At 34.7% G+C, this 20,848-nt stretch carries 19 protein-coding genes; 4 read left to right on the top strand and 15 right to left on the bottom strand.

From position 1 onward, the window contains the following. The first annotated feature begins 292 nt into the window (after positions 1-292). Positions 293-1,810, top strand: a complete 1,518-nt coding sequence (gene gpmI / locus GOQ24_RS05835) for a 2,3-bisphosphoglycerate-independent phosphoglycerate mutase (protein ID WP_155090982.1) — start codon at positions 293-295, stop codon at positions 1,808-1,810. Positions 1,811-1,888: 78 nt separating this feature from the next. Here the strand turns inward: gpmI and GOQ24_RS05830 are convergent, their stop codons facing one another. Continuing rightward, positions 1,889-2,467: a Crp/Fnr family transcriptional regulator gene (locus tag GOQ24_RS05830; protein WP_160339284.1), complete on the bottom strand. Its 579-nt coding sequence runs from the start codon at positions 2,465-2,467 to the stop codon at positions 1,889-1,891. A 103-nt stretch (positions 2,468-2,570) separates the two neighbouring features. Beyond that, positions 2,571-3,761: a pyridoxal phosphate-dependent aminotransferase gene (locus GOQ24_RS05825; protein WP_155090983.1), complete on the bottom strand. Its 1,191-nt coding sequence runs from the start codon at positions 3,759-3,761 to the stop codon at positions 2,571-2,573. Between the two features lie 116 nt (positions 3,762-3,877). On the opposite strand from GOQ24_RS05825, the gene rsmG reads away from it, so the two are divergent. Further along, positions 3,878-4,507 (top strand): 16S rRNA (guanine(527)-N(7))-methyltransferase RsmG, encoded by a 630-nt coding sequence (gene rsmG, locus GOQ24_RS05820; RefSeq protein ID WP_160339283.1) that lies wholly within the window; start codon positions 3,878-3,880, stop codon positions 4,505-4,507. 128 nt (positions 4,508-4,635) lie between these two features. Here rsmG and GOQ24_RS05815 read toward each other — a convergent pair whose 3' ends face one another. The 8 genes from GOQ24_RS05815 to map all read right to left on the bottom strand — a co-directional run bounded on the left by GOQ24_RS05815 (position 4,636) and on the right by map (position 13,430). Continuing rightward, on the bottom strand, positions 4,636-5,511 hold the full coding sequence (locus GOQ24_RS05815; RefSeq protein ID WP_160339282.1) for a universal stress protein: 876 nt from the start codon (positions 5,509-5,511) through the stop codon (positions 4,636-4,638). 2 nt (positions 5,512-5,513) lie between these two features. Beyond that, the gene (locus GOQ24_RS05810; RefSeq protein ID WP_160339281.1) at positions 5,514-7,103 is read right to left on the bottom strand and encodes a BCCT family transporter; all 1,590 of its coding nucleotides are present in this window, start codon (positions 7,101-7,103) and stop codon (positions 5,514-5,516) included. Between the two features lie 341 nt (positions 7,104-7,444). After that, the gene (gene pruA, locus GOQ24_RS05805) at positions 7,445-9,070 is read right to left on the bottom strand and encodes an L-glutamate gamma-semialdehyde dehydrogenase (RefSeq protein ID WP_155090987.1); all 1,626 of its coding nucleotides are present in this window, start codon (positions 9,068-9,070) and stop codon (positions 7,445-7,447) included. Positions 9,071-9,170: 100 nt separating this feature from the next. Next, positions 9,171-9,557, bottom strand: coding sequence for a Co2+/Mg2+ efflux protein ApaG (gene apaG / locus GOQ24_RS05800; RefSeq protein ID WP_155090988.1), 387 nt, complete (start codon positions 9,555-9,557; stop codon positions 9,171-9,173). Positions 9,558-9,729: 172 nt separating this feature from the next. After that, positions 9,730-10,980: a DUF5103 domain-containing protein gene (locus GOQ24_RS05795; protein ID WP_155090989.1), complete on the bottom strand. Its 1,251-nt coding sequence runs from the start codon at positions 10,978-10,980 to the stop codon at positions 9,730-9,732. A 26-nt stretch (positions 10,981-11,006) separates the two neighbouring features. Beyond that, a complete protein-coding gene (hxpB, locus tag GOQ24_RS05790) occupies positions 11,007-11,666 on the bottom strand; it encodes a hexitol phosphatase HxpB (RefSeq protein ID WP_160339280.1) in 660 nt (219 codons plus the stop codon). Positions 11,667-11,823: 157 nt separating this feature from the next. Continuing rightward, a complete protein-coding gene (locus tag GOQ24_RS05785; protein WP_160339279.1) occupies positions 11,824-12,594 on the bottom strand; it encodes a class I SAM-dependent methyltransferase in 771 nt (256 codons plus the stop codon). Between the two features lie 17 nt (positions 12,595-12,611). Beyond that, on the bottom strand, positions 12,612-13,430 hold the full coding sequence (map, locus tag GOQ24_RS05780; protein WP_155090992.1) for a type I methionyl aminopeptidase: 819 nt from the start codon (positions 13,428-13,430) through the stop codon (positions 12,612-12,614). A 158-nt stretch (positions 13,431-13,588) separates the two neighbouring features. On the opposite strand from map, the gene GOQ24_RS05775 reads away from it, so the two are divergent. Both GOQ24_RS05775 and GOQ24_RS05770 read left to right on the top strand, forming a co-directional pair. Next, positions 13,589-14,854 carry an acetyl-CoA hydrolase/transferase family protein gene (locus tag GOQ24_RS05775; protein ID WP_160339278.1) on the top strand — a complete coding sequence of 422 codons (1,266 nt, stop codon included), beginning with the start codon at positions 13,589-13,591 and terminating at the stop codon, positions 14,852-14,854. 131 nt (positions 14,855-14,985) lie between these two features. Continuing rightward, positions 14,986-15,717: a pirin family protein gene (locus GOQ24_RS05770; RefSeq protein ID WP_155090994.1), complete on the top strand. Its 732-nt coding sequence runs from the start codon at positions 14,986-14,988 to the stop codon at positions 15,715-15,717. 388 nt (positions 15,718-16,105) lie between these two features. Here the strand turns inward: GOQ24_RS05770 and GOQ24_RS05765 are convergent, their stop codons facing one another. The 5 genes from GOQ24_RS05765 to GOQ24_RS05745 form a co-directional block, all read right to left on the bottom strand. Next, a complete protein-coding gene (locus GOQ24_RS05765; RefSeq protein WP_155090995.1) occupies positions 16,106-16,993 on the bottom strand; it encodes a pseudouridine synthase in 888 nt (295 codons plus the stop codon). A 72-nt stretch (positions 16,994-17,065) separates the two neighbouring features. Beyond that, positions 17,066-17,989 carry a geranylgeranylglycerol-phosphate geranylgeranyltransferase gene (locus GOQ24_RS05760; protein ID WP_160339277.1) on the bottom strand — a complete coding sequence of 308 codons (924 nt, stop codon included), beginning with the start codon at positions 17,987-17,989 and terminating at the stop codon, positions 17,066-17,068. A gap of 59 nt (positions 17,990-18,048) precedes the next feature. Continuing rightward, positions 18,049-18,987 (bottom strand): mevalonate kinase, encoded by a 939-nt coding sequence (locus GOQ24_RS05755; RefSeq protein WP_155090997.1) that lies wholly within the window; start codon positions 18,985-18,987, stop codon positions 18,049-18,051. 74 nt (positions 18,988-19,061) lie between these two features. Next, entirely contained in the window at positions 19,062-19,415 is a 354-nt protein-coding gene (locus tag GOQ24_RS05750; protein ID WP_155090998.1) for a cysteine-rich CWC family protein, read from the bottom strand. A 2-nt stretch (positions 19,416-19,417) separates the two neighbouring features. Beyond that, positions 19,418-20,848 (bottom strand): COG3014 family protein, encoded by a 1,431-nt coding sequence (locus GOQ24_RS05745; RefSeq protein ID WP_160339276.1) that lies wholly within the window; start codon positions 20,846-20,848, stop codon positions 19,418-19,420.

Genomic DNA, 20,848 nt, shown 5'->3' with positions numbered 1-20,848 from the left:
GGTTAAAATTTTTATAGAAACGTAAATTTATAAAATATCTTTTAAACTTTCCTACAATTTTATAAATGTGTTACTAAATAACTACTACTAAAACGCAACACTTCCAACTATATTTCAACAACTTAGAAAATATCGGGCCATTTTTGGTTAATAAAAATAGAATTAAGCAATATCAGTTACAGATTCGAAAAAAATAAAAGTCTAACAGAATTAAGGAGGAAACAATCTACTAATTTGATAACTATACGTAACTTTGTATAACACAATGAAGTTATAATTAAATTTTAAGGCTATGAATAAAAAAGTAATCTTAATGATTTTGGATGGATGGGGACAAACACAAGATCCAAAAGTATCTGCTATAGAATTTGCTAAAACACCTTTTATAGATTCATTATACACAAAATATCCTAATACATTCGTTCTTACTGATGGACTAAATGTGGGACTACCAAAAGGGCAAATGGGGAACTCTGAAGTAGGACACATGAACTTAGGAGCTGGGCGAATTGTTTACCAAGACCTTGTAAAAATCAACATGGCAGTAGAAAACAATGAAATTGCCAAAGAACCAGAATTAGTTAAAGCATTTGAATATGCTAAGAAAAATAATAAGAAAGTTCACTTTTTAGGACTGCTTTCTGATGGTGGAGTACACTCGCATGAACAACATCTTTACGGTCTAGTAAATGCCGCTTCAGATGCTGGAGTAAAAGATGTATTTGTACACGCTTTTACAGATGGACGTGACGTAGATCCAAAATCAGGTGTAAAACACGTAACAAACTTAGAGAAGAACCTTGAGGGAACCTCTGGTAAACTTGCTTCAATCATAGGCCGTTATTATGCAATGGATAGAGATAAACGATGGGAAAGAGTTGCCTTAGCTTATCACCTTATCGTAAACGGTCAGGGAGAACATTCAACAAATGCTATTGAAAGCATAAAAGCAAGTTATGCAAATGACATTACAGATGAGTTTATAAAACCAATTGTAATGGTAGATCAAAACGATAAACCGATTGGCAATGTGGAAGCAGACGACGTAGTTATCTTCTTTAACTTCCGTACAGATAGAGGTCGTGAGTTATCTCAAGTATTATCTCAAGTAGATCATCCTGAGCACGACATGAAAAAACTGCCATTGTACTTTGTTACTTTAACTAATTATGATGATACCTTTAAAAATGTAAAAGTGGTTTACGACAAAGAAAACCTTCACAATACATTAGGAGAAATCCTTGAAAAACACGGTAAAAAGCAGATTCGTATCGCTGAAACAGAGAAATACCCACACGTAACATTCTTCTTCTCTGGTGGTAGAGAGTTGCCTTTTGAGGGAGAGCAACGTATCCTATGTCCTTCTCCTAAAGTTGCAACATATGACCTCAAACCAGAAATGAGTGCTTTTGATTTAAAAGATGCACTTGTACCAGAACTTAAAAAAGGAGAGGTTGACTTTGTTTGTTTGAACTTTGCCAATGGAGATATGGTTGGACATACTGGCGTAATGTCTGCTGCTATTAAAGCTTGTGAGGCTGTTGATAAATGTGTTGAAGAGGTTGTTACAACAGCAGTTGACAATGATTACACTGTGATTATATTAGCAGACCACGGAAATTGTGAGGTTATGATTAACCCAGATGGAACTCCTAATACAGCACACACAACTAATCCTGTTCCTATTATCATAGTTGATAAAGACATTAAAGAAGTAAAAGACGGTGTTCTTGGTGACTTAGCCCCTACTATTTTAAAATTAATGGGCGTACCTCAACCAAAAGAAATGACAAGACATTCTTTGGTATAAAAGATTACAACATACGAAAAAGACCATGCAATAACTTGCATGGTCTTTTTACTTATATACATCAAAAAATTGACTAATTTACTTACCCTGTAACATTCTCTTTTTCATTTTACTAAAGAACTCAGGTGTGATTCCCAAATAAGAAGCAATTTGCTTTTGAGGAAGACAGAATTTAATAGTAGGAAAACGCTCACAGAAACGCTCGTATCGAACTTCAGCAGATAAAGACATATTATCCATTAAGCGCTGTTGATTAGCTACTAAAGAACGCTCTATCAATATGCGAAAATAACGTTCCATTTTGGGAACACGATCAAAAAGCGATAATTGGTGATCTCTTGTCAAGGTCATTACGATAGCATCTTCTACGACTTCAATATAGGACTGGCCAGGCTCTTGAGATAAGAAGCTATACATATCTGCCATCCACCAACCTGTTGTTGCAAAACTCATCGTATGCTCAACTGTTTGATCATCCATACAGTAATTTCGCAAAATACCCGAAATCACAAATGATGAATTAATGCAAACTTCTCCAGCATTTAGCAGTTTTGTTTTGGCGGGATATCTTGTTATGGTAAAAGATTCTAAAACTATTTGCTCTTCCTCCTTTGTTAGTTTAACATGATTGGCAATGCTCTTTAATAATAAATCCACAACTTATAAATTTTACTTCTCTAAAAATAAAAAATAAATACTATATACATATAAGAAAAGCCCCACTTTAGTGAGGCTTTAACATAAAGATTATATCTCTTTGTTATTTTAGAGCTTCTTTAATTCGTCTAAAAGCTTCTTTCAATTGATCTTCACTTGTTGCATAAGACATACGTATACAGTTTGGATTACCAAAAGCTTCACCTGTTACAGTGGCAACGTTTGCCTTTTCTAATAAGTACATAGAAAGGTCGTCGGCATTATTTATCTTAACGCCATGCAATGTTTTCCCAAAAAACGAAGAAACATCTGGGAACACATAAAAAGCTCCCTCAGGTACGTTAATTTTAACTCCTGGTATTTCGTTTAATAGTCCAACTACTAAATCTCTTCTTTTCTTAAAAGCACTTACCATATCCTTCAGAACACTTGGATCAGCCTCCACAGCAGTTATAGTAGCACGTTGAGCAATACTATTAGCTCCAGAAGTAACTTGACCTTGCATTTTAGTACATGCTTTAGCAATAAATTCAGGTGCTCCAATATATCCTATGCGGTATCCAGTCATTGCAAATGCCTTTGCAATACCATTCACTGTAATTGTACGCTCAATTAAGTTACCAATAGTACCAATACTACAGTGTGATCCAGTAAAGTTAATGTGCTCGTAAATCTCATCAGATAAGATAAAAATATTCGGATACTTATCTAAAACTTTAGCAAGTGCTTCAAACTCCTCTTTACTATACACAGAACCACTTGGATTACAAGGAGAACAAAACCAGATCATCTTTGTCTTAGGTGTAATAGCTTGTTCTAATTGATCAGGTGTGATCTTAAAATCGCTCTCGATTGATGTTGGAACTTCCACTGGAATACCTCCAGCCATTTTCACTATCTCTGCATAACTTACCCAATACGGTGCAGGAATAACAACTTCCTCTCCTGGGTTGATCATCACATGAGCTACATTATATAATGATTGCTTAGCTCCAGTTGACACAACAATTTGATTCGGAGCATACGTTAAGTTATTATCTCTTTTAAACTTTTTGCTGATAGCTTCTCTTAACTCAAGATATCCATCTACTGGGGGATATTTACTGTAGTTGTCTTTAATTGCTTGTATTGCTGCTTCTTTAATAAATTCAGGAGCATTAAAGTCAGGTTCACCAAGGCTTAAACTAATCACGTCTATCCCTTGTGCTTTTAACTCACGAGCTTTAGCTGCCATAGCCAAAGTCTGAGATGTTGTTAGATTATTAATTCTATCAGATAAAAATTTACTATTCATATCTCTACTATTGTTTTTCGATATTCAATATACCAAAGGTAATTATAATAACTCATAAATAGTTTAACTCAGCTAATTTTACCAATAAAAAGCCTATTTTTGCCAAAAATATAGTCATGGAAGAAATTTTAAAATATTTCCCTAATCTTACTCCCGAGCAAATCGAACAGTTTGAAAAGTTAGAAGAAGTCTATACGGACTGGAATGCTAAAATCAATGTCATCTCAAGAAAAGATATACACGAATTGTATACCAAACATATCTTACATTCTTTAGGAATTGCCAAAGTAATGGAGTTTAAACCAGGGGCTTCTATTTTAGATGTAGGTACTGGTGGAGGATTTCCTGGAATACCTTTAGCTATCTTATATCCGGAAACTAATTTTTACTTAATCGACATCATTGCTAAGAAAATACGCGTTGTCAATGAAGTGGTAAAAGCACTTGGTCTTCAAAATGTAAGAGCTGAACAGAAAAGAGCTGAAAATATTGACGAAAAGTTTGACTTCATTGTCAGTAGAGCTGTTACAAATATGCCTGATTTTGTAAGTTGGATAAGACACAAAACCAAAAAAGAAAACATACACGAATTTGATAATGGTATCCTATACCTAAAAGGAGGGGACTTAACAGAGGAACTCCAAAACTTCCCTAAAGCAGTGCAATTTGACTTAAAGAATATTTTTGACAACGAATTCTTTGATACAAAAAAAGTAGTTTATCTTCCTCTTAAATATAAAGGATAATAAAAAACCGATCATCTGATCGGTTTTTTTAATGTCTAAAATAGAGAATAGAACAATAAGTAATACTTGTTCTCTTTGAGGCAGCAAGTACCTCGCATAAAATGCCATACCTTACCTCAATCAAAAAATTAAGCCTTTGGAGCTTTTACAAATAGCAAACAGGTATTAGTAGGTCTGTGCAACAAATGGTTTGCAACACTTCCCAAGAAGATCTCCTTAATACCAGTAGATCCCTTTACTCCTAAGATCATCAAATCTGCTTTCTTTCTTCTTGCGTACTGAATAAGTGAGGCTGATATATTTTTGTCCTCTGCAGGCACAATCTCAATATCAGAATAGTTTGCATACTTCTTATTCCATTTATCTTGTTTCTCCTTTATATCTTCTCTCGTTGCCTTCTCCCATTCTTTTTCAGTCATCGTAGGATAGAATCCCCAATAAAACTTAGAAACGTGTACTGCTGAATGCACAATCTTTTGTCCTTTAGAATTATTTTTGAAGCGATCTGCCCACCCCATAATCAATGATGTATAACGCGAAAAGTCAATAGCATCAATAATTGTAGTTACAGGCGTTTGATATGTCTCTGGCACAAGAAGCGTTGCTGCAGGAATAATGCGCACCAACTTATCTGCTAATCCACCATTCCCTTCTAACTCTTGCTTATTACCCAACACCAACAAATCAAAGGGATGCTTCTTGGTGATATTCATAAAAGCTACTTCCGAATAACTTTCACAGTGAACTTGTACTTCATATTGATAAGTCGCACTTGTACTTCCTATCATGCGTTTCACTTTCTCTGCAATACGAGTTTTAAGTAACTCAATTCTTTCTGGTTGCACAAGTTCTTTTGGCAACTCACCTAATTTTAAATTGTGTATAAACGTAATTTTCTCAATATTCAAAATATGATCTAAAACACCCATATAGTCAATCAAGTGCTGATCCATTTCTGACAAGTCGATTCCGACCAAAATATGTAAAGCTTTATCTGTCGTCATAATTAGTTATTTTGTTGTTCATCTAATAAGTCAGAGATAATATCCTTATAACTCTTTTCTTGTTTAGATTTTAATTTCTTATCTCTCTTATTCATCTCCTCTTTTAAACCTTTCTGTAAACTATAACACATCACTATCAAAATCACAGCAAAAGGTAATCCCGTAATAATAACAGCAGTTTGTAAGGCATCTAATCCTCCACCCCATAGTAGGACAATCGCAATGAATCCTTGAGCAAAAGACCAGAAGACTCTTTGCCATACAGGTGATTTTCCATAGCTACCTGAAGTAATATTATCTACTACTAAAGAACCTGAATCTGAAGATGTAATGAAAAAAGAGAATATTAGAATAATTGCTATAATTGACAAAAACTTAGTCATTGGGAAATTCTCTAAAAACACAAACAAAGCAGTAGAGATATCTTCCTTAACAGCAGTAACCATTGTTAAATCTCCCGACAATATAGTATCTAAAGCACTTCCTCCAAAAACGTTCATCCACAATAGCGTAATCAACCCTGGCACAATTAATACACCGAGAATAAACTCTTTAATTGTACGCCCTTTTGAGATTCTAGCAATAAAACTACCTACGAATGGAGACCAAGCAATCCACCATGCCCAATAAAATATGGTCCATGAATTCTGCCAACCTGATCCTTGATAAGTGTCATTCCAAGTACTAATGTCAATAAAATTAGCCAAATATGCTCCTGTATTTTGTACATATCCTTTCAGAATAAACAAAGTAGGCCCCAAAATGAAAATCAATAGCATAAAACCTGATGCTATATACATATTGGCGTTACTCAACAATTTAACCCCTTTATCCAATCCAGAGAATACGGATATAGTAGCAATACCAATTACTCCGATGATAATAATAGCTTGGATACCTGGCGTGATTTCCCATCCGTATAAATAGCTAAGACCAGCTGAGATCTGTGTTACACCTAAACCTAAAGAAGTAGACAATCCAAAAACAGTAGCTAAAGTCGATAAGATATCAATAATATGTCCCCACCAACCGTGTATCTTTTCTCCCCAGAAAGGATAAAATAAAGAACGGAAAGTCATTGGGAGTTTTCTATTGAAACCAAAAAAAGCTAATGCAAGACCTACCATTGCATAAATAGCCCAAGCGTGCAATCCCCAGTGAAGACCCGTAAATTCCATAGCTTGAGTTGCAGCTTCAATATCGCCATCAACTGCTCTTGGTGGATTAAAGAAATGGGAAACAGGCTCTGCAATACTAAAGAACATAATTCCAATTCCCATACCTGTACTAAATAGCATAGCAAACCACGAAGGACGACTAAACTCTGGTTCAGCCTCATCTCCTCCAAGGCGAATACTTCCAAACTTACTAAAGGCTAAATACAGCGCGAAAATCAAAATTATATTAACAGTGATTACAAAAAACCATCCGAAATTCTCGGTAACAGCTAATTGAGCCACGTGAAACCATCCACCTACCTTATTTGGAAAAATCAAACAAACCGCTATTAGAGATATAATCAATAAAATAGAGGTAATAAATACAGGGGGATTAATGACTAATTGTTTATTGTCAATTAATTTTTTAAACATGAGTTATACTATTTTTAATTAATAATTATAACCCAGTACTTTAAAATAAAAAGGATCATTTTTCAGTATTCGAAAAATAATAAAAGCAAAATAGATGATATATTTTTAATCAGTCGTTTAATAAGTGGTTATGGTTTAATAGTCTCTTAAAAAACGATCCTAATAAAAAGGGACTTTTCTCTATTGTCGAAAAAAGATAAAAGCAAAATAGTTAGTGTATTCTTACTTAAGTAGTATAATAACAATAATTATACATTCCCAATAAAAAGCACTGAATTGAATCTAAGTGTTAATAAAAAAAGGCGGTTAGCAACAGTTGCAACCGCCTTTAATATATTATATTATCCTAAGAAAGGATATTTATAATCAGTTGCAGGAACAAAAGTTTCCTTAATTGTTCTTGGAGAAACCCAACGTAATAAGTTCAATACTGAACCAGCTTTATCGTTAGTTCCTGAAGCTCTTGCTCCACCAAAAGGTTGTTGACCAACCACAGCTCCAGTTGGTTTATCATTAATGTAGAAGTTACCAGCTGAGTTTACTAATGCTTCAGTAGCCTCAACAATTGCATAACGGCATTTAGAGAAAATTGCACCTGTTAATGCGTAAGCAGAAGTTTCGTCTACTAATTTTAATGTTTCTGTCCATTTAGCATCTTCATACACATAGATAGTTAATACAGGTCCGAATAATTCAGTCTGCATCGTATCGTACTTAGGATTTGAAGTCAAAATTACAGTTGGTTCAATGAAATAACCAACCGATTTGTCATATTTACCACCTAAGATTACTTCAGCATCACTTGCCGCTTTTGCTTGGTCTATTGCTTTTGCTAACTTATCAAAAGAGCTTTCAGAGATAACTGAAGAAACGTAATTTGTTGGATCTTCTGGTGATCCCATTTTAATAGTAGCTAAATCAGCTGCCATAAAATCTTTTACTTTATCCCATAATGAAGCAGGAATGTAAGCTCTTGATGCAGCAGAACACTTTTGTCCTTGGTATTCAAAAGCACCTCTTGTAAGAGCAACAGCTACTTCTTTTGGACAAGCAGATGGATGCGCTAAAACGTAATCCTTTCCTCCTGTTTCTCCTACGATACGAGGGTATGTTTTATAGTTATTGATATTTTGACCAATTTTATTCCACATACTGTTAAACACACCTGTTGATCCAGTAAAGTGAATACCAGCAAAATCAGGGCTTGCTAACAAAGTATCAGTAATCATAGCTGAGTCTCCATAAACAACATTGATTACACCATCAGGTAAACCAGCTTGTTTGAATACCTCAACAATTACTCTTGCAGAGTAAATTTGAGTAGCAGAAGGTTTCCATACAACTACGTTCCCCATCATTGCAACTGAAGACGGTAAGTTACCCGAAATTGCAGTAAAGTTAAATGGTGTAATTGCATAAACAAATCCCTCTAATGGTCTGTGCTCTAATCTATTCCAAACACCATCTGTTGAAGTTGGTTGTTCAGCATAGATCTGAGTCATATATTCTACATTGAATCTCAAGAAGTCAATAAACTCACATGCAGAGTCAATTTCAGCTTGATGTAATGTTTTCGCTTGAGCGATCATTGTAGCAGCATTAATCTTAGCACGGTAAGGACCTGCTAATAATTCAGCAGCTTTTAAGAAAATCGAAGCTCTGTGCTCCCATGGCATAGCAGCCCATTTCTTCTTTGCTTCTAAAGCTGTAGCAATAGCTTTTTCTACTAATGCTTTATCTGCTTGGTGATAAACACCTAATTTATGTTTGTGATCAAAAGGAGGAAATAAATCTTTTGTATTTCCAGTTCTGATTTCTTCTCCACCAATATATAATGGGATATCAACTTGAGAATTGTATTGCTCTTTAAAAGAGTTCAACGTCAACTCTCTCTCTGTAGTTCCAGGAGCGTATGATTTTACAGGCTCATTTACAGCTTTTGGAACATTATAGATTCCTTTTGGCATATTTGTTATGTTTAAGTAGTTTATTAAAAATTGAATGATTACAAATATAAATAAAAATAAAGGAAGATATTTCGCTTATCTCCTTTAAAAGCAACAGTATTTAGTTCATACTGAATGGTGCTATTAATTGAAAACGCGGAATTAAAACTTTAAATGTAGAATTATCCAATAAGTTATTTACGGTATAATTTCCCTCCATAGTTCCCATAGTAGACTCCAGAACACACCCACTTCGATAGGTATGTGAATCATCAGGATACAATATAGGTTGCTGTCCAACTATCCCTTCTCCTTGCACAAACTCAAATCCGTTAGTAGAGTCAAAAATCTTCCAAAAACGAGAGTCTATCTGTATGATTGCATCAGAGTGATTTTCAATAGTTATTTCATAAGTAAAAGCATAACTAAGCTTCTTTTTTCTATAAAAACTACCTTCATAAGCCGTTTTTATAGATATCTTCACACCTTTGGTTACCTTCGTAATCATAATTATTGCTAATTGATACATCAAAACTAATCATTTTATAGCAGAATCCCCAATTTTTAGAGTTAAAAAGCTTTAAAAGTAAATTATATTAAACATATACGCTTTTTTAATAACAATATCACAATTTTAATCACTGCAAATTATCAGAAAACCATTCGCATTTTGCACATTGTTAGTTTGTAATATCTTGTGCATTGATAAATCCGTAGCCTATTGCACGATCATATAGATCGATACTTCCTCTGTAATACACTATTACTTGGTAAGTATTGGTTGTCAATGCAAAATTACCATCTGCATTCCACTCTGGAGCAACCTTTCGATCAACAGTTGCTGTGTAATTGAAGTTAGTGAACCCTTGCTTAATTAATATCGCCTTCTCATAGACATCTTTCTCCTCATTATACACCAACTTATTACTTGATGTCAACTCGTAATCATTAAACATTCCCGTAACGTAGTAATCGGTATTCTCAGGCATATCTAACTCTGGACTATACGAAAAATAAACCCAGCTATACTCTCCCTCCGTCGAAACCTTCTTATACTGGTTAATCATACGAGGATAAAAGTGACCATTCAAATCGGGAAAATACGTATACACCTTTGCCCTTCTACTCTCATTGATATGCAAATATGTATTATAAATACCATTCGTTACATTTGTCGCTCCAATCATATTGTTCACTTGTCGAATATCGCTGTTGTCGAAATTCAAATACTGATTACCTCCCCAGAACTGTGTTTCCTCATCATATTTGTAAACCAAGTCTGTTCCAATAATATACTGAGGTGCAATATTGTGTAAAAAGCTATCCCATCTGCCATTCTGAAAGATTGCAACTTTAATATTTTTCATGGGGTTCTGATACTCAGCTTCTCCCATAGGGACACTGAACTCCAAGCGCTGTTTCGAATCGTAAAAGTCCAAGTTTCTTGTCCTTTTTACTTGTAAAGACACCTTGGCATTATCCTCATACAAGACAAACTTTCTTCGGATGACAACCTCATTTTGATCGTCGTAAATCTCTAAGGCATAATTACCACTCTTGGTGATCTTATATTGGGAATTGGGCAAAGTCAAACTGTAATGCGTATAATCTTGTAAGGTATTAAACGAGTTTTCATAACTGCGTATACGCTGATTATCCATTCCATCGATATACTCAATCGTCCTCAACTTAGAAGGGGTCCAATCGTAATTATAAGCTTTTACTCTATAATAATAGTTGCTTTCATCTCCATATAAGTCATCAAATTCTAATGTAAAACTCTCTCCTAATCTAAAATGGGGAAATGTCGATTGATTTCCCCTCATAAACGAGGCCGACTTAATATAATCTACAGTAATATTTTGAGGAACTTGTCCCATGGATACCACCGTAAACAAAGTACACAAGAGAATAGAGATTTTTGAAAGCATGATGATCTATTTAAAACCCTAAGATACTATTTTTTTAAAATAGGACTGATTACTTTTTCGAAATCCAACATGCTGTGTAACTTATAATCTACAAAGTTAAATCGCTCATCGTCGTATGGAAGGTTATCGGGAATCGCAATTACAGTCATTCCAGCATTACGACCAGATTGAGATCCCGTAATTGAATCTTCAACAGCAGCGCAATGAATAGGCAAAGAACCTAAATTTGCAGCAGCTTTTAAGTACACATCTGGAGCGGGTTTGCCATTAGGTACCTCAAAAGCAGAAACCAATGTTTCAAAGTAACTTCTAATATTAAGTTTATCTACAGCTACATCAATTAACCCCACAGTTGAGTTAGTTGCTAATCCTATCTTGATCCCATTCTGTTTCAAGAATTTCAACGTTTCAACTACGCCTACTTTTGCTTCTCCTTGTTCCTGTATTAACTCCCCTACACGATCAATAACAGCCTTTTCAACCTCCTCAAATGTCTTACCTTCCCATGGGTACATACTATACCATAATTCCGTTACTTCACGAACAGTTTTACCAGTCGTTTGATGTGCAATTTCTTCTTCCCAGACAGCACCAAGTTCAGTAAACACCTCCCTTTCTGCTTGTTGCCAGAATTTCTCAGAGTCAATTAACGTACCGTCCATGTCAAATATTACTGTATCTATCATCGTATCTCTTTTTTATTATTCGCAAACGAAGATACTGAAATATCAAAGGAATCGAAAAGACATTGGTCCTAAGCTAACAACTATACATAAGGAGATGATGCAAACTAGTACTATTGAATAAAAAAAGGTTGTAAAATCACCTTTGCAATGAATAGGATTATATTGTTTTATAACACACTGGAATGATCTCTCCAGCCGCTAAACAATACCTGTCGATTTGCTCAGCAGTTAGCTTATCTGTGTAATATACTTCTTCAACTTGAAAACCTATAGCTCTAAGTTTGTCAAAGTAATCACGCCCATAAACCCTAACGTGATCATACTGTCCAAAAATACGTGTACGCTCTTTTGGGTCTGTAATAGAGTCGTCTTGAAAAGTCACTTCACGTGATAAGTCTTGAGGTATTTGAAAAATCCCCATACCACCAGGTTTTAAAATGCGATATAATTCTTGCATCGCCTTAGTATCATCAGGTATATGTTCTAATACATGATTACAAAGGATGACATCAAAACTATCATCTTCAAAGGGAAGATTACATATATCAGCCTTTACATCGGCCAAAGGAGATTCTAAATCAGTTGTAGTATACGACAGATTAGCCTGTTTCTTAAATCTTTTGTAGAAAGCTTGCTCAGGAGCAAAATGAAGTACAGTTTTTGAAGCAGTAAAAAAATCTGTTTCACTCTTTAAATAAAGCCATAAAAGGCGGTGTCTTTCTAAAGAAAGTGTACTTGGAGAAAGTACGTTATGACGTTGTGTAGCATAACCATAAGGCAAAAACGAACGAAAGCTTTTACCATCTATTGGGTCAGTATAACGACTGCCTTTAAGATATAAAGCCAAAACAGGGCGAACAATATAACTCAGCCGAATTAAAATCGGCCGAGGTACAATGTTCAATATCGTTTTGAATAATTTCTTCATAAAAGAATTAAGGAGAATTAAAGCACTAAAGGTTTAGCTCTAAACTCATCCTCTTCGTTACTCACAATACCCAATGCTTGATAGATATACTGGAAAGTAGATAACAATTCAGGCTTTCCATTAACCATAGCTACATCGTGTTCAAAATGCGCAGAAGGCTTTCCATCACGAGTAACGATAGTCCAGCCATCGTTTAATTGCTTGATGTTGCGAGTACCTAAATTAATCATAGGTTCAATTGCAACTACTTGTCCTTCGATAAATTTCTTCCCTCTACCAGGCTTACCGTAGTTTGGCATTTCAGGATCTTCGTGCATTTTTCTACCCAGTCCGTGACCTACTAACTCGCGAACAACAGTATATCCTTCAGCCTCGCAATATCTTTGAATAGCACTACCTACATCTTCCACGCGATTTCCAATTCGGAACTCACGAATACCCACGTATAGAGATTCTTTTGTGATTTGTAATAACTTCTTTACTTCTGGTGCAACTTCACCAACTTCAAATGTATATGCATGATCTCCATAAAAACCATTCATAACAGTACCACAGTCAATAGAAACGATATCCCCTTCTACAATAGGTTTATCGGTAGGTAATCCGTGTACGATTTGTTCATTTACACTTGTCAAAATAGAAGATGGACAACCATAAAGTCCTTTAAATCCAGGCACAGCACCGTGATCTCTAATAAATTCTTCCGCTTTTCTATCTAATTCTAAAGTCGTTACTCCTGGCTTTAGTTCCGTTGCGAGCATCCCTAATGTTTTTGAAACTAATAGGGCACTTTGTCTCATCAACTCAATTTCTTCTGGAGTTTTTGGAATAATCATACCTTGTATTTTTTTAGTGTTACAAAATTACGTTTTTAGATTCAATGAAAAAAATGAATAGATATAGTTTTTGCTTTGGCTATCAAAAGCAAAAGCGTAATTTAGTCCAGCTAATCTATTAACCGCTACAACAGTATTAACATTATTAAAACACTACAATGAAACACCTGACAGCAGTAGAAGCAGCCAAATTGATAAAATCAAATGACCGAATATACTTACACTCGGTAGCCTCTACTCCCAATCACTTAATAGATGCAATTATTGCGAGAGCTGACGAGTTAAAAAACGTTGAATTTTCTCATATACACACGCTGGGATCAGCACCATATGCTGACCCCAAATACAAAGAGAGCTTTAAGGTAAATTCCTTTTTCATTGGTGGAAATGTAAGACATACAATCAAAGCAGGCAATGGCAGTTATACACCAGTGTTTTTGAGTGAACTACCAAAGCTATTTAGAAGTGGATTAGTTCCTTTAGATGTCGTACTCCTTCAAGTATCAACGCCTGATGCTAATGGTTTTTGTTCATTAGGACCATCAGTTGTAGCTGAACCTGCAGCAATAGAAACAGCTAAGTTAGTTATTGCACAAGTAAACAACTACTTACCGCGTACTTTTGGTGATGCTACTTTACACCTATCTCAAATTGACGTTTTAGTACATCATGACACCCCTATTCTTACAGAGTATAGTTCAACTATTAGTGACGCTGAAGATAAGATAGGCAGTTTTATCGCTGAAATGATTGACGACGGCAGTACATTACAAATGGGAATTGGCTCAATTCCCGAAGCAGTTTTACTTAAACTTAGAAATCACAAACACTTAGGACTACATACCGAAATGTTTGCTGATGGAGTGATTGACCTCATTGAGGCAGGAGCACTTGATTGTTCTAAACAAGTAACAACGAATCGAAAAGCGACTTCTACTTTCTGTGTTGGTACAGAACGCTTATATAAGTATATTGACAATAATCCTTTCTTTGAATTAAGAGAATCTTGCTATACCAATGATCCTTTTGTCATTAGACAAAACCCTAAAGTAGTTGCCATTAATTCTGCTGTAGAAATTGACCTTACTGGTCAAATAGTTGCTGACTCTATTGGACACCGATTATACTCAGGTGTGGGCGGTCAAGTAGACTTTATGCGTGGAGCCACAATGAGCGAGGGAGGTAAAGCTATTATCGCTCTATCCGCTACAACTAAGAAAGGTGAAAATAAAATTGTTCCCACTCTTAAACCTGGCGCTGGTGTAGTCACGTCAAGAGCACACGCACAATTTATTGTAACAGAATATGGAGTTGCAGATCTCCGAGGAAAGACTATTGACCAAAGGGTACATGCTTTAGCCAATATTGCTCATCCTGACTTTAGAGATGATATTATTAAAGAATATTACAGTTTAACAAGATAATTTAAAAAGAGTAACTTAGAAAGTTACTCTTTTTTATTTCTTCTCGGATGACTACCTCCTTCTTAACCTATATTAAGTTGGTATGAGGGAACATATCTTAACTTTGTAAGTGAATTTAAAAGGGTAAAATTATGAACAACAAACTTATATTTAGAGCTGACAGTAGAGGATATGCTAACCACGGTTGGCTAAAATCATATCATACTTTTAGCTTCGCAAATTACCAAAACAACGAGAGAATACACTTTGGTGTTCTTCGAGTTTTAAATGACGATTATGTAGCTCCTGGAATGGGATTTGGAACACATCCACATGAGAATATGGAAATCATTTCTATTCCGCTAAATGGCAGTCTATCACATAAAGACAGCATGGGAAACGGCACTATTATAAACACAGGAGAAATTCAAGTGATGAGTGCAGGAACAGGTATTAATCACAGTGAGTTTAATCCAGATGAAACTAACGCCTCACAATTCCTACAAATCTGGCTATTTCCAAATAAACTAAATGTAAAACCACGTTACGATCAACTTAAGCTAAACAAAGAGGATCGAGCAAATCAATGGGATCAAATACTATCGCCTAACCCAGACGACAAAGGGGTTTGGATTCACCAGAATGCTTGGTTTCATCTCACTGATTTAGATCAAGACAGAGAACTACGTTACGAATTAAAAGACAAATCAAATGGCATATTCCTATTTGTATTAGAAGGCGAAATAAGCATAGAAGAAGATGTTCTACACAGACGAGATGCGATTGGTTTTGACGAAAAGGAATCTTTCTCTATCAAAGCAAGTAAAAATAGTCAAGTCTTATTAATGGAAGTACCTATGGAACTTCCTGCGTACTTACAATAAATAAACACTTTCAATCTAAATATTAAAGTGAATAGACAGGCGTCTGTTCACTTTTTTTATGAGTGAAAATCAATTGATATTTCACAACAGGAGTAACACTTAACTTACTAACCCAAAAAACGGAGTTTGAACCCAGATTCATTAGTCAAATACTACAAAGCAATTCTAATTCATATCTCTTGTATTAGTTCTAAAACCTTACTATGGTAGGCTCTACTCACTAATTCAAAGTTATTTTGTACAATTACTTTTCGTTTGCCTAATCTGGGTTCAACAAAGAGTAACACCGATAATCTCTGATACTCGTTCACGGAATATCATTACAGTTAAAATAAAAAAAGCTCGCCTTTACAAGCGAGCTTTTATATATCACAAAAACGATTAAGAATTAGCCATTCTTAAGGTTTCTAACTTCTTCTTCTGTAAGGAATCTCCATTTACCTCTTGGCAAATTCCACTTTGTCAAAGGACCATACATCACGCGATCAAGTTTAATCACATTGTAATCTAAACTTTCGAAAATTGCGCGAACCAACTTTACGTTAGATGCTTTCAATTTAATTCCAATCTCAGTTTTAGGCTGGTCTGCTACATAAGCAACCTCCTCAACGAATACACGTCTTTCGTCAATGTAAACACCTTTTTGTATCTTTTCTAAGTCTTCGTACTTCAAGTTCTTATCAATAGTTACTTGATACATTTTAGAAGAACGCTGCTCAGGAGAATTAAGCTTCTGAATAAGAGCTGTATCGTTTGTAAACAACATTAATCCAAGTGTTGACTTATCCATACGTCCTACAGGTACAATTGGATAATTTGCAGCTCCTTTTACTAATGACAATACATTCTCAGGGCTTACAACTTCCTCGTTAATTGTAGAGAATCCCTTAGGCTTATTCAACAACACATATACTCTTTTTTCAGGGGTAATAACAGTACCGTCAAAGTTAACAACATCATTAGGCTTCACTTTATAACCTAATTCCGTAACCACTTCACCATTTACCTTTACATTTCCCGAAACGATATAGATATCAGCTTCACGTCTTGAACAAACACCTGAATTACCGATATACTTATTTAAACGAATCTCATCAGACTCTTTTACTTGTTTTATAACTTTAGGTTTTTTGTCAAATGGCTTATTCGATTTCCCATACAACTTCTTTCCATCACTGCTACCACCTTGCTTGAAGGTCTTCTTCTTATCGGTATTACCACCACCACTACGAGTAGATTTATTATTATTTCTCGAATTTGACTTACCGTTATTCATATTAAATTATTTTTGCAAAGATAGTTAAACTAATTCTCTATTAAAGAATGTTTCTAAAAATAGGGTGCAAACTTACAAAGTTTCTTCTAATAGTATCTTACCACTAACTAAAACATCAGGTTTAATTAACATGATTGAAAATACACCTAACAAGATTAACAATTTCAAACTAATGTGAAGTTTGTGATATTCGGATACTGAATTGGCCTTCCAAAGCATGATCAAAAACACGATTAATACCGTACAGCTTAAATAGAAATAGTAGTTCATATATCCTATATCCAAATAGCTAACCAAAACGTAAATCGGAATAAAAGCGATTAAAACTAACACACTAACCACCTGCTTAACCACACTTTCACCAAATCGAACAGGTATCGTTTGGTAATCGTTTGCAAAATCACCTTTAATATTTTCCATATCTTTTAGCAACTCTCGTATTAAAATAAGAATATACAAAAAGAACGCATGAATAAATATTCCAATATAATAAGATTGAAAGTACATTAATATACCAAAAAAAGGCAACATAGCTAATAAAGAAGCAGTCAAATTACCTACTAAGGGGTACTTCTTCAACTTATGAGAATAAAACCACAGTAAGAAAATATATACCGCAAAGAAAATAGAAGCGTGAATAGAAACGGGTATCAGCAATAAAACAGAAATAAAGTTAAGAGCAAAATAAACTCTTAATTTAGTAGCTTGACTAACAAGGCGATCTAACATAGATTTTATTGGCCTGTTAATCAAATCTTTCTCTGCATCGTAAAAATTATTGATAATATACCCACCGGCAATTGCCAACGAAGACGCGAAAATAATCAGAAAGAGTCTCCAATCTAAAATAACATCTAATGCTCTTTTTTCAGGAGCAAAAATAAAGATTGATGCAAGATATTGCGCAATAACAATAATCAAAATGTTATAACCTCTCACAACAGAGAACAAGCTGAATATTTTAGCTAAGAGTATTTTATTTTTCCTAGATAACATTAAGTGAATTGCCTGTTTATTTCGCGATTGCGAAAGGTTAGAACTTTTATTTTATTTCTTTAGAATTGATAAACTACTTCCAATTCATATTCTTTCAATGATTCTTTTGCTTTTTCGATATCAGGAGTAAATCCAAGGATATATCCCCCTCCACCTGATCCACAAAGTTTTAAATAATAATCATTTGTTTCAATTCCCTTTTGCCATACTTGATGAAACTTCTCAGGAATCATAGGTTTAAAATGATTAAAGACAACAGCAGAAAGTTGTTTGGTATTTGAAAAAAGGTTTTTAAAATCACCTTTTAAGAAACTCTCAACACATTCGTCCGTATGTTTAATGAACTGCTCTTTTAATACGTTTCTAAAACCTTGATCTTTTAGCTTTTCCATAAAGATAGTAATCATCGGAGCTGTCTCGCCTACAATACCGCTATCTATTAAAAACACAGCCCCCTTACCATCAACACTTTGAGAAGGGATACCAGTAGGCTCAATATTGTCTTTTGAATTAATCAAGATTGGTAAACTCAGATAACTATTCAAAGGATCTAAACCAGAACTTGTTCCATGAAAAAAAGCTTCCATCTTACCGAATATTCCTTTAAGGATCAACAACTTGTCCTTAGTCAAATTTTCAAGAACTGTAATCTTATCCTTTGCGTACTGATCGTAAATTGCCGCAACCAAAGCCCCACTACTTCCTACTCCATATCCTTGAGGAATACTGGAATCGAAATACAAACCTCTATTAATATCTACTAAAAGAGCATCAATGTCAAACTGTACTAATGTCGGTTCAGCTTCTTGTAAATCCTTTAAATACAAAGCGAAGTTCTTTAAACTTGCATTTGACTTTAAAGCAAATCCTTCCAGATTATCTTCAACCTTCAAAGCTCCATTATAAAAATTATAAGGAATAGACAATCCCTTTGAATCTTTTATAATTCCATATTCACCGAACAGAAGAATTTTTGAATAAAATAAAGGTCCTTTCATAGTTACTTTACGATTTTTTTTTCAATGCAAAAATAAGCAATATTATACACTTAGTTATTTTTTCAATTGGATTTTTATAAATATCTATTCTTAAAGCCATAAACACAATGTCTACAGCCGTTTTGACAGCAATACCCTTTCATTAAATGATACAGTTCTGTAAATACAAAATACCCGTTTTCGATATAATAATGTACTCCTTCAATCATCTCACTTCGCCTTTTGGGAAAATCTTTTCCTTTTGCTTGAGCAACTAAATCATTGATATTTTCAAGACAGGTATTACACAAACACTTGTGATAGGTCTGTTTCAAAAAAAGACGTGTATCATTGCTCACCTCAACCTTACTGCAATCACAATCAGCAATCTGATCAACTTTACATTCTATCTCCTGTTTACAATGTGTACACACTTTATTTACAATCATACTTACCTCATTGTTGCAAAGTTATGAAACTGAACACCTCCAGTACCATAAACGGTTATACTATATGTTGAACGTTGTCCTGTAGGACGTTCCATTTCAACATTGATTACATTTTCTCCTTTTTTTAGAGGAATACGCGTATAATTTACTTTTGCTGGCAAAGTTTGCCAGTTTCTGGTATCTGCTTTCTCTGAAAACATATTAAACAACTGTACTCCGAATCCAATACCTTCCAGAACTGCATTTGCCTCTCCGTCTTTTCCATTGGATTTTGCTGCTGCTTTCAATGCGTATTCAGCTGCTTTTTTAACTGCCATACGCGTTAAAATATCACCTAATTCTTTTCCTGCTCTTTCTTTTAAAGTCATTACAGCTAAAGCATCAATATCTTCAACCAATTCAAAAGAATAGTTGTAGTCATTCGATTTCGCTAAGGCCTTAAAATAAGGTGGCTGTTGCACAATATACTTTGGATAGGCAATATTCAAACTGTGAACATCATTCAATGTAGTCCCTCCAGAAATATTTAAACTAACAGGAATCATAATTCCAAGAGCATTTGTAAAAAACAGTCCTCCCTTTTCACCTTTTACAAGAGTGAAAACGATATTCTCTTCCGTTTTTATAGGAGCCATACCATTTTCCCAAAAAATAACTAAATCTCCTCCTTCACTTTCCTCTTTAGGATTATACTTTAAGTTGAATTCCTTTTGATAAGCATTTAATTCGCCAGTAAACCCAAGATTATAAGCCATGCGCAATAAATCCATCTTTAAAGCTCTTGGCGTACTCACACCGTAATAAGAACCTTGAGCAGATTTAAAAACTTCCACTGCATTGCGATAAGCAATAAATGCATCATTGTAATTTTTTGCATGTTCGTAAATCAACCCCTGAAGAATTAGCGAAAAAGCATCTTTCGAATAGCGAGTAGTCTTGTCTTTATACTTATCTCCTTGAGCGTAATTTTGCAGAGAAATTCTTCTTGCTTCAACGACAGCTTCTTGAGTTTCTCCTAAAAACAAATAATTCAATGCCTTGTAATAATGCAACATAAAAATCTCAAACTCCTCACTTTTATAACTTTGAGACATTGAATTTAAGAATAAGCCGACAGCAACATCTCCGACACTTTTAACCGCATCCTCAATCAATAAATCCGCTTCGTTCAGATAATTATTACTCTTAGCATACTCTCCTTGAAGGTGGGCTAACCTACCTTTCTCCATAAGATATAAAAGCTTGTTTCGATCTTTCTTTACTAAGGCATTCTTATCTAATGACTTTTCAGCCTCAACGTAATCACCTGCACCTACCTTCTTATAGTAATCAGTTATTCTATCGTGATATGATGCACATCCAAACACGAAGAACATCAGCGCAAAAAGCACTGATGTTCTTTGTAATATACTTATGGTTCTATTTAAAACCAT

The sequence above is a fragment of the Myroides sp. LoEW2-1 genome (genome assembly GCF_009767705.1).
Lineage (GTDB): Bacteria > Bacteroidota > Bacteroidia > Flavobacteriales > Flavobacteriaceae > Flavobacterium > Flavobacterium album_A.
The sequence above is the reverse complement of the archived record's forward strand: the minus strand, read 5'-3'. Positions and strand labels throughout refer to the sequence as shown.